The 10,632-nt window shown below is 43.3% G+C and carries 9 protein-coding genes and 1 pseudogene; 1 reads left to right on the top strand and 9 read right to left on the bottom strand.

Annotated features, from left to right (window positions below; genetic code table 11):
• Nucleotides 1–418 precede the first annotated feature (418 nt).
• On the top strand, nucleotides 419–1,786 hold the full coding sequence (locus AC2VE5_RS15630; RefSeq protein ID WP_486888658.1) for an 8-oxoguanine deaminase: 1,368 nt from the start codon (nucleotides 419–421) through the stop codon (nucleotides 1,784–1,786).
• Between the two features lie 72 nt (nucleotides 1,787–1,858).
• On the opposite strand, the pseudogene AC2VE5_RS15625 reads toward AC2VE5_RS15630, so the two are convergent.
• The 9 genes and pseudogenes from AC2VE5_RS15625 to AC2VE5_RS15585 form a co-directional block, all read right to left on the bottom strand.
• A pseudogene (locus AC2VE5_RS15625) lies at nucleotides 1,859–2,438 on the bottom strand (Rieske 2Fe-2S domain-containing protein).
• Between the two features lie 138 nt (nucleotides 2,439–2,576).
• Nucleotides 2,577–3,344 carry a thioesterase II family protein gene (locus AC2VE5_RS15620; RefSeq protein ID WP_486888657.1) on the bottom strand — a complete coding sequence of 256 codons (768 nt, stop codon included), beginning with the start codon at nucleotides 3,342–3,344 and terminating at the stop codon, nucleotides 2,577–2,579.
• 49 nt (nucleotides 3,345–3,393) lie between these two features.
• Complete coding sequence (locus AC2VE5_RS15615) at nucleotides 3,394–5,388, bottom strand: SBBP repeat-containing protein (protein ID WP_486888656.1); 1,995 nt, start codon at nucleotides 5,386–5,388, stop codon at nucleotides 3,394–3,396.
• Nucleotides 5,389–5,847: 459 nt separating this feature from the next.
• The gene (locus AC2VE5_RS15610; RefSeq protein WP_486888655.1) at nucleotides 5,848–6,165 is read right to left on the bottom strand and encodes a hypothetical protein; all 318 of its coding nucleotides are present in this window, start codon (nucleotides 6,163–6,165) and stop codon (nucleotides 5,848–5,850) included.
• A gap of 759 nt (nucleotides 6,166–6,924) precedes the next feature.
• The gene (locus AC2VE5_RS15605; protein WP_486888654.1) at nucleotides 6,925–7,215 is read right to left on the bottom strand and encodes a hypothetical protein; all 291 of its coding nucleotides are present in this window, start codon (nucleotides 7,213–7,215) and stop codon (nucleotides 6,925–6,927) included.
• Nucleotides 7,216–7,261: 46 nt separating this feature from the next.
• A complete protein-coding gene (locus AC2VE5_RS15600) occupies nucleotides 7,262–7,384 on the bottom strand; it encodes a hypothetical protein (RefSeq protein ID WP_486888653.1) in 123 nt (40 codons plus the stop codon).
• A 41-nt stretch (nucleotides 7,385–7,425) separates the two neighbouring features.
• The gene (gene fabZ / locus AC2VE5_RS15595; RefSeq protein ID WP_486888652.1) at nucleotides 7,426–7,956 is read right to left on the bottom strand and encodes a 3-hydroxyacyl-ACP dehydratase FabZ; all 531 of its coding nucleotides are present in this window, start codon (nucleotides 7,954–7,956) and stop codon (nucleotides 7,426–7,428) included.
• A 63-nt stretch (nucleotides 7,957–8,019) separates the two neighbouring features.
• Nucleotides 8,020–9,273 (bottom strand): beta-ketoacyl-ACP synthase II, encoded by a 1,254-nt coding sequence (gene fabF / locus AC2VE5_RS15590; RefSeq protein ID WP_486888651.1) that lies wholly within the window; start codon nucleotides 9,271–9,273, stop codon nucleotides 8,020–8,022.
• 33 nt (nucleotides 9,274–9,306) lie between these two features.
• Complete coding sequence (locus tag AC2VE5_RS15585; RefSeq protein WP_486888650.1) at nucleotides 9,307–10,542, bottom strand: glycosyltransferase; 1,236 nt, start codon at nucleotides 10,540–10,542, stop codon at nucleotides 9,307–9,309.
• Nucleotides 10,543–10,632 lie beyond the last annotated feature (90 nt).

Below are 10,632 nucleotides of genomic sequence, written 5' to 3'. Positions count from 1 at the left end.
GCCTGTGGAGGCTGAGTAAGTCCAAAATCGTCACCGGATGGTAGAGGCATCGGCTGTTGAGACGGGAAGCTCCGAGGACGAATAAAACCGTCCCTGAATTGAGTTGAGATTGGGAAGCCCCAACCTCGCAAAGCAGGTTGGGGTACTTCACGAGAATTAGTATTTCTCTTGAACTGTCAACGGCGGGATGCATCGCCAAGGTCGCAGAGCGGGAAAACAAAAAATGATGTTTAGCCATTGCTGAAACCTAAGCCTCACAATGGTTATAGCGTTTGCATTAATTCCTTAGCGTCCAATTTTCCCGTTTTGGCACCGTCCTGACTATTAGTTTCACCTTGGTCATATAGCACTTACCATAGATTACGCTTTGTAGCTAAAAAAAGTAGCAAGTAAAAGCCTTACAAGTTAGGAACAATCTATGACTACTCTGCTCGTTAAAAACATCCATACATTAGTAACAATGGATGCAGCACGGCGAGAAATTCTTGGCGCTGCCTTATTTGTCCAAGATAACGTAATTAAACAGGTAGGAACTACTGAAGAACTGCCTCAGACTGCTGATGAAGTTTTAGACCTGCAAGGGCGATATATCGTGCTTCCGGGTTTTGTTAACACCCACCATCACTTTTTTCAAACCTTAACTAGGGTCGTTCCCGCCGCCCAAAACTGTGATTTATTTAACTGGCTAGAAGCCCTGTATCCTTTATGGGCAAATCTTACAGCCGAAGGCGTTTATGTCAGCGCTCAAATGGCAGCAGCAGAACTAATGTTATCTGGCTGCACAACGGCTAGCGACCATCTCTATATCTACCCCAACGATTGCACTTTAGACGCTGAAATTCGAGCAGTACAAGAAGTAGGAATGCGGTTTCATGCTAGTCGTGGCAGCATGAGCGTAGGCAAAAGTCAGGGGGGATTGCCTCCTGATGCGTTGGTGGAAAAAGAAGCAGATATTCTTAAAGATAGCCAGCGCCTAATTGAGCAATATCACGACAATTCCCGCCACTCGATGAGTAGAATTACCCTTGCTCCCTGTTCTCCTTTCTCGGTTTCCCAAGACTTGATGCGAGAATCAGCAGTTATGGCGCGCACCTATCCAGGGGTGAGGCTGCATACCCATCTAGCAGAAAATAAGTCTGACTGCGCCTATAGCCTGGAAAATTTTGGCATGACTCCGGGGGATTATGCTGAGTCGGTAGGTTGGCTAGGTGAAGATGTATGGCACGCTCACTGCGTTGAGTTAAGTCATCGCTCTATTATTAAGTTTGGTGAAACAGGTACAGGCGTTGCCCATTGTCCTTGTAGTAATATGCGCCTCGCTAGTGGTATTGCTCCCATCCGAAAAATGCTGGAGCATGGTGTACCAGTTGGTTTGGGAGTAGATGGATCCGCCTCTAACGATGCAACTAATTTGCTTCACGAGGCTCGAACTGCTTTTTTATTAGCTAGAGTAGGCAGTGGCAATGCCTCCGTCATGACTGCTCGTGATGTGCTGGAGTTGGCAACTATTGGCGGTGCTAAAGTCTTAGGACGAGATGATATTGGCTATGTAGCTACTGATATGTCTGCGGATTTTATTGCATTTAATATTGATCGCCCCCAGTTTGCAGGCGCACAGCAAGACTTGGTGGCAGCGTTGATTTTTTGTCAGGCAGATTGGGTAGACTACAGCTTTATTAATGGTAAAAAGGTTGTGGATCAGGGACACTTGACCACAGTTGAAATAAAAGTTTTGGCTGAGAAAACAAATCGCATTGCGAGGCTAATGGCTAATGGGGATAAATAATGAATGATTGTTTCAGGCAAGCTAGACGGAGATAAAATGTGATCGCCCTACCAAACAGTAAAATTGAACTCATCAATGCAACGCTTCCCCGCAGATATTACTCTTTGGGGAAAATTGCGACCATTTCCCTGCCGAATTGCTTTTTGTTTGCTCTACTTCACCATGTGCTTTTAATAAAGCTGCAATCTTTTTACGCATGACTATCCCTGGTTTGTCTGTAAACATATGCTGCTCTTGACTCACGCTCAGAGGCACATCGCAATCAGTTGTCTCTAATATATGCTTGTCTTCCAATGTTACGGCACGGTCGAAGGCAATTACATCGCTACTTTAGGACTGTACTTTGTAGGTGGCAGGAATTGCCTCATCTTTTTTCAGTTGAGGTATGCGATCGCACGATCCATCACTTTTAAACTGCCAGCCATGATATGCACAACAGATATTGCCATCTACCACCTTGCCAATACTTAGTTGAGCCGAACGATGACAGCATCTATCTTGAACGGCGGCTGGCTTCCCCGTTGCATCTAACCAAATAACAATTTTCTCGTCCATATAGCTCAAAAGGTTTTAGCTTATTGCCCAAAAGCTCTGTAACTTGGATTACAGGATACCAGAACTTTCGGAGTACAGGTTGTTTTGTAACTAACATAATAACAATGGCAAGGAAAGCCAGATAATCTCAGTTTTGGTTCGATCTCGTTAATTAATTGCCTACTGCGTACATTAATCAACATTTTGACTTTTGTTCTGTATCTTCAATAACAGATGTTGTATACAGTATTCAAGTCTAGCTACTTCCCTCATGAACAAGAAGTTCTTGGGCAAGCAATTTCATTAGAGGTTGTTGTGATGAATGCAAGAAAAAGTGATCCCCCCCAAACCTATGCACCAAGAATGCCCCCGTTGTCTGTTTGTGCCAGGCTTGCAGTTGTTCATAGCTGACTTCAGCATCCTGCATACCGCCTAAAGCAGCGATCGGACAGGTAAGGGGCGGTTCTGGCAAATACCGATAGGTATCAAGGACAGCAAAATCTGCTCTTAGTGTAGGTAGGAGTAACTTCATTAGCTCAGTATTGTTAAGCACCACTTCAGGAGAGCCATTGAAGCGGCGGATTTCTGCTAGAAACTGAGACTCAGGAAGGGTATGACGTGGCGGAGCCGAATCGGGAATTTGAGCAGCGCGATGACCTGAGATAAACAGATAAATGGGTTGACGCTGCTGCTGTTTGCGGAGTAAGCGGACTAACTCAAAGCTCACCAGCCCTCCCATGCTATGTCCAAAGAAGGCAAAGGGTTTGTCGAAGTAGGGAAATAAAGAGGAAGCGATCGCCTCCACCAGTGGTATCAGTTGCGCGAACGGCGGTTCCGTTATGCGAGTTGCCCGTCCGGGCAGTTCAATCGGGCAAACCTCGATTGCGGTGGGTAAGGCTTCGGACCAAGCCCGGTAGTTGAGCGCACTGCCGCCTGCATAGGGAAAGCAAAATAGCCGCAGGCGCGCTTGGGGATTAGGGTTCGGGCATTTCACCCATGAATTAACAGTTGATAGATTCATCACCTCATATCCATTCGAGCGACGCTACTATTAATAGCTTACGCAGACACACCTAATTAAACGAACTTTTCCTCCGTGCTTTTAGCATTGCACCAATGCCTGCAAAAGCGGCAAAAACTAATATACCTAAGCCTGAAGATGGTTCAGGCACAGGGGTAGATTGATGATAAGGGTTTTGAGCAAGATTTGTTATTCCCGCTCCATCCAATCCAATACCTGTGGAAGAAAGAAATTCCTCAAAATAGCTGCTTAGAAAGCTGACCATTTCTGGCTCAACAGATTCACCGAGATCGCTGAATGAAAATTCTGGCATGAGAGAATCCCTATCAAGGTTTACAGTCCCATTAAAATTTTGCAAAGTTCCTAACTCTGCATCAAGCTTTGCTATCCAGGCATCAAAAGACCCAGCATTTACATCTCCCAAAGAACCATCGGTAACGCCTATAAAGTAGAGATTACCAGCGCTATCTGTCGTAATACTGTAAGCTTGGTCAAAATCAGGAGTACCAAACTGTTGAATCCACGTTTGGTTGCCTTCAATATCGTATTTGGCTACCCAAGCATCAAAAGACCCGGCATTCTCTCCTCCTAAGTCTCCATCTGTATATCCTGTAATAAAGATATTATTTTGGGAGTCAATGGTCATATTGAAAGGTTGATCGTCACCAGGACTACCAAACTGTTTGAGCCATTGTTGGTTGCCAGCGCTATCATACTTTGTGAGCCAAGCATCATAAGAACCAGCATTTTCTCCGCCTAAGTCTCCTAGCGTCCACCCTGTGGCATAAAGATTGCCTTGACTATCGGTATCAACTCCCCAAGTCCATTCATAATCTGGAGTTCCAAATTGTCGAAGCCACTCTACTTCTCCGTTATTATTGAGCTTGGCTAGAGCAGCATCATAAAGTCCAGCATTCTCTCCACCGAAGTTACCAAGAGTCCATCCGCCAGCATAAACACTGCCGTCATTGCTGACAGCAACAGCATAAGGTTCGTCAAACGCAGAACCGGAACTACCAAACTCTGTAAACCACTGTCGGCTGCCGTTGGTGTCGTACTTAGTTACCCAAAAATCATCTGTAGCAACTTCTGGAGCAGATCTGACGGTTATTCCTGATAAATAAACGTTGCTATTGTCATCAACATCAATGGCAAAAGCAGAATTAATTAAGTCGCTGCCAAATTGTTGAACCCATTCTTGATTGCCATTACCATCGTACTTAGCTACCCAGGCATCAGCACCTTGGGCTTGCTTGGTTGCTCCCAAATTTCCTTCAGTAGTTCCTGCTACGTAAACATCACCTTGACTATCGCTTTTGACACCATAAATAGTATCAAACTCAGAACTACCAAACTGTTTTGTCCACAACTGATTGCCTTGGTTGTCGTATTTGGTGATTAAAGCATCACGAGACTCCGCGTTGTTTTCTGCTCCTAAAGAGCCAGTAGTGCCGCCAGCGACAAAGACATTACCAAAGGTATCTGTAGTTGTAGTTGAAGCAATATCAAAACCTGGTGTTCCCAATTGTTGAGCTTGTTCTATTACAGGTCCTGGTGGTGGAGTAGAGCCTTGAAAATTAAAATAGTTACTACCTAAGTCTAAGCTAGAACCCCCAAGGACAAAACCGACAACATCTGCGCCTGTGTTCTGTTGCTGAACTAGCGCCGATCCTACTCCAACATTCACTACTTGATAATTGTTGGGAGTGCCGTATAGTTGGATAGAATCTTGACTAGAATTGAAGTCAGCAATTAAAGCAAAGTCATTTACACCGAAGTTATTTGCGTCGCCATTAGCATAGTAAGGTTTGCTCCAATCGCCGAGAATAAAAGTATCGCTCCACTCCCGGAAAGCAGGATCTTCTATGGCTAAGTCTCCAGCTAAAAGATCGATTTGTGGTAAGTCAAGGTTAGGGATAAGCGGTTGATAACCTAAAAGAGTATCGTTTCCACTGCGACTGTAAACAACTTGATTTGGTTTGAAACCTGTAGCTAGGTCGCTATTAGGCGTGTAGGTTTGAAGTGAAAATAAAAAATCTTCTTCCACTTGATTTATCCTCTTTGAAGGGAACGGGTTTTGTGGTGTAAATAACTAGATTGGGTTGAAATCTACAGGCTATTAGCGATCGCCAAAGCTCTGAAAAATTCTTAGTGCTTACTAATTGGCAGTAAAAATTGCAGCAAGTTAGCTTGTGGGCTTTACGCCCTCCATTTGCACCCATGGATTTGAGAGCGCAAGAGTACGTGTTTGCACTGCAAGTATCAAAGAGGTGCGAGAATAATTTTTGAAAAAGCTGTAAATTAACTAACGAGGTTCATTAAGCAAATAATTGCCTCGTTTTTTGCCATCCTGGACTATGGCGACCGCGTGGTATTACTCTACAAAAATCTATGCAGATTCCTGGGCTTTTAGGTAGATTTTCTCAGTTTATAAGCGTAGAAGTTCCCTCAAGCAAGCATTGTCATAGCCAGCAAGTTGAGTATCTAAGCTTTTGCTAATAGGTTTTTAGCCGTTTATAAGCTGCTTCTCTCTAACTAGATTTAGATATTCTCTACGAGTTCCATCTATGCGATAGTGATCGCAGATTTGGCAAAGCTTAAGAATATCTTGTTGGCTAAAGACTTTTTGGCGCTCAATTCCGGCATCGTTTCTCCAGCGCCAAAAAGTAGTTCGATCGATGTAGCGATCGCTCTCTGGCCATCTTCTTCTCGATAGAAACTCTAAGGCTTCTGCTTGACTAAATAAATATCCTTTCGGCAACTTACAAAATTCTTGTTTTAACTTGATTAACGAGATGAGTGGGTATAACTCAGATATCTTCATACAAGTAACTCCATTAACACTGTTTAATTCATCGCACCCACTAACGGCTGTAGTGTATCAAATGTATTCTTGAGAATTACTCATGAAATAGTTAAAAATACTACAATTTAACCTAGTAGGTAAAAAGTTTGGAGACGCTATAGAGAGCAAAAATTTGTGAGAGGTTGGGTAATCGCATCAAGTTGCAATTGAACTAATATTAAACTGATTGATACTCATATGCAATCCATATGCAACTTAGATGCAACAAAATAACGTGTTTTACCTGTACGCGAGTTAGCAAAAGACTTATAAATTAAACATTAATCGAGGATAAATTGCTTTAACTATATCCGTAGGGTGGCAGTAACACGTGTTGGAATGCACAAAACGCTAACGAATAGATTTACTGAGTTGAAAGTATCAAATTAAAGTTAGCGGCTGAAAAATTAGGCAGGAAAAAATTTAGCACAAGTTCCATCAAAGTTGAACAGTGCCTGATGACCTCTATACTGTTTGTCAAATTCGAGCCTCTGAACCCATTGTTGCTAAACAAGTTCATTTGTCCTGCCAAAACGACGCATAGAGACTGCGGTGTTGAATTAATTTAGAATTACCCGAAGACATCTCAAATCACTTCCACTAGGATCTAGTTAGAAGCAAAACAGATTTTATATATTAGGGAAAGTAAAGATAGATCGAATCATAAATCTACCTAGTACATTACCTTTACTTCACAAAGACTAATTTGCTATTGTTTGAGTCACCAATCAAATGAAGTTAGCAATTATCTTTTCTTCTTTGCTTAGTTTGATGTTCAGCAGCAGCTAATAGTTGCTTCTCAAGCTCGCTCACACTAATTTCAAGCTCTGAAGCTGTTTTAGCTTTCCACTCATCAAGTTCAGCTTCATGTTGTTCTAGCCATTCATGCACTATAAGACGTGCCATCTCAGACTTACGGAGCGTCTGACGGAGGGCATGAAATATTAGCCTTTGGTTATCAAAAACTGATACGGATAGGAAAAAGCGTTGTACCTTAGTGTTCTCTAAAGAGTCATAGGTGTTATTCACAAAGCACATCCAAAATTTGCTCAATTATTTTACGTTTAGCAAATTTTCATCCCCACAAATTGCATCCTGACAGGTTAATAATTTCCTCAACAGCTTTGCTATAGAAGGATTGAGGAGATGCACGGGAGACGAGAATTGTTAAAGTTGTCCCAATTCTATCGTTTGGCATCAACAAAAATCTACCTATATTCAACAAACTGCAAGTTAATTTTACGTTCCGAGATAAAAAGTTAACTCTCCTTCAGCAACTAGCTGACCGTCAACTTCAGCCCGCGCCTGCATCTTACCAAATCGACGCTGTTTGATGCGTAGTAAGTCTACGGTCATTACCAAGCGATCGCCTGGGACTACTTGACGACGAAATCGGACTTTATCAATACCTGCAAACAAAAATACTCCGCTTTCCGTATCTAGTAGCTGAGTTAGTACCACGCCGCCAACTTGTGCCATTGCTTCTACAATCAAAACTCCAGGCATAATCGGTCGCCCAGGAAAATGACCTTGAAAATGGGGTTCGTTGCAAGTAACGTTTTTGATGCCAACAGCCCGTTGTCCTGGCAGATATTCAATAATCCGGTCTACAAGCAAAAAGGGGTAGCGGTGAGGCAATAGTTGCTGAATATCCTCAACCGAAAAGATTGATTTGGACGAATTAACAGTAGCGGCATTAGTTGTTGAGGCAACTTTTTTCGGCTCTAGATCGAGGGTTTGTACTTGTCCCATAACTTCCTGTTCGCTCATAATACTCGCTGTTCGCTAACTACAATAGGTACAAGCCCAGCACAATTTTTTAGAAAAATCGAACTAACCCGCAAATTTTTTAAATGCTAAAGTCACATTGTGACCGCCGAAGCCAAAAGAATTAGAAAGGGCAACTTCTACCTCCTGAACCCGGCAAAGCTTGGGAACATAATCTAGATCGCAATCGGGATCGGGAGTATTTAGATTGATTGTGGGGGGAATTTTATTTGTAGCTACAGCCATTACTGTTGCTACAGCCTCGATCCCTCCAGAGCCGCCTAAAAGATGACCAGTTATAGATTTAGTGGAACTAATTGCAACTTTAAAAGCGTGCTTTTCTAAAGCTAGTTTGATTGCCAAAGTTTCAGCGCGATCTCCTACAGGTGTACTTGTGCCGTGAGCATTGATGTAGCTTACCTGATTGGGAGATAAACGGGCATCTTTGATTGCTAATTCCATGGCTCTAGCAGCGCCTTTACCGCTAGGCAAGGGCGAAGTCATATGGTAGGCATCGCAGGTTAAACCATAGCCAACGATTTCTGCATAAATGCGAGTTCGACGGTTTAGAGCGTGTTCTAATTCTTCTAAAACTAAAATTCCTGCTCCTTCCCCCATCACAAAACCATTGCGATCGAGGTCGAAGGGACGAGAGGCACAATTGGGTTGGGCGTTAGAAGTTGACAAGGCTCTCGCTGCGGCAAATCCAGCTATAGATAAAGGAGTAACTGCGGCTTCCGTACCACCACAGACTACTGCTTTGGCGAACCCTTGTTGAATTAAACGAAAAGCCTCACCGATCGCATTAGAACCCGCAGCACAGGCGGTAGTAGTACAAGAGTTGGATCCCTTCGCGCCGATGTGAATTGCGGTTAGTCCCGCCGCCATATTGGCAATCATCATCGGAATCATAAAGGGGCTGCAACGATCAGCACCGCGAGTCAGGTAGATTTCTTGTTGGTCTTCCAACACCTTAATTCCACCAATGCCCGTACCAATTATTACGCCAACTTCCTCAGCATTGAGGGGGGTAATTTCTAGCCCCGCATCAGCAACAGCTTGCTTACTCGCACAGACCGCAAATTGGGCAAAGCGATCCATGCGTTTAGTTTCTTTACTCTCCAAATAGTCGCTAGGATCGAAGCCTTTGACTTCTCCGGCAATTTGACAAGCATGGCGAGAGGCATCAAATAGAGTAATTGGGGCAATGCCACTGTCCCCTTGTAAAAGTTCTTGCCAGTATTTTTCTACAGTATTTCCTATAGGGGTAATAGCTCCTAGACCTGTGACTGCTACTCGCTTTAATGTAGGATTAATCATAAAAAATTGTGTGATAGTAAGGAGTGGGGTTGCTCAATTTCTGCTCGCAATTGGCAAATTTTGACTAATGCCTAATAGCTGTTGGTAGTAAGTGCTGAGGTTTTGACATCCTTGTTCTAGGGAGAAATGATCGCTATCTTGCAACGCACGTTCAATTAACTTTGTGTTGTTATTTGTCAATGCTCGATCGATCCCCTGGGCTAATGCGATCGCATCACTAGGCGGTACGAGATAACCATTTACGCCATCAAAGATATATTCAGATACTGCACCGCTATCAACCGTGACAACCGGAATACCTGAGGCCATTGCTTCTACTATTGTCCGCCCAAAAGTTTCGTAAGGTGAAGGGCTACAAAATACATCGCAAGCAGCTAGTACATTAGCCTTGGTTTCTCCTAAAAGAAAACCTGTAAAGTGGATATGGGGAACTTGCCTAGCTAGTTGTTTTAATTGGTTGACGACGTTATCAGGGCCGTCTCCAGCAATAATTAAAGAATAGTTGGGGGCTGTACGCTTTAATTGTATAAATGCTTCTATAAGTAGATCGGCGCGTTTCTCAAACCCAAGACGACCCAAAAACAGCAAAATTTTATTGTCTTTTTCCTCTGCACTCAACCACGGTGCTAGGGCTTGACGGCGGCGACGATTCGGACTGTAGGTGGAAACATCAATTCCTAAAAAGGGAATTGTCTGAGTATTGGGAATTCCTAACTGCTGACAGCTTTGACTAGCGGCGGTACTAGCACATATTGTCTGATCAATTTGACGATACAAATAACCTGCTAGTTGAGAACTACGCGCGGCATTTCTCAACCATTGCCAACCTGGATAAGCTGCGGAAAAATTGTACAAATCTGTATGGTATTCGGCTATATAAGGAATGCCCTGTTCTTTGGCATAGCCTCTACCGGGCAATTGCCAGGTGCTTAATAAGAAATATCGCTCTACGTCTGTGATGACAATTAAGTCTGGTTGATAATCTGCAAGCTTTTTACTAATTTGGCGGGCAGCAAAGAACTTGGGCACATGAGTAAGTTTGTATGGTAGCCAAGGCTTGGAGGGATAGCGTTCGATAATTAGGTTTGCGTCTAAATGCTGCGGATCTAGCGAAGGATCTTGCCAGTCAGGAGCAAATACAATTACCTTATACATTCCTTGCTTGGCAAACCATTGGGCGCGTTCCCAGTTGAAGTGCGAAACGCCGCTAACATCTGGTGGAAAGCCTGTAACTAGAAAAGCTAGAGTGTAGGTTTTGGGGGATTTCATTGTAATTAGTAGGGTTTGTTTTTAAAACCTCAATGGAAAAAGTTACGCAAGTGTCATTGTCGCTTACAAATTTTTTGAGTTGGCGCTGCT

Source organism: Aliterella sp. E5.1 (assembly GCF_057473825.1).
This window is presented reverse-complemented; position numbering and strand designations above follow the sequence as displayed.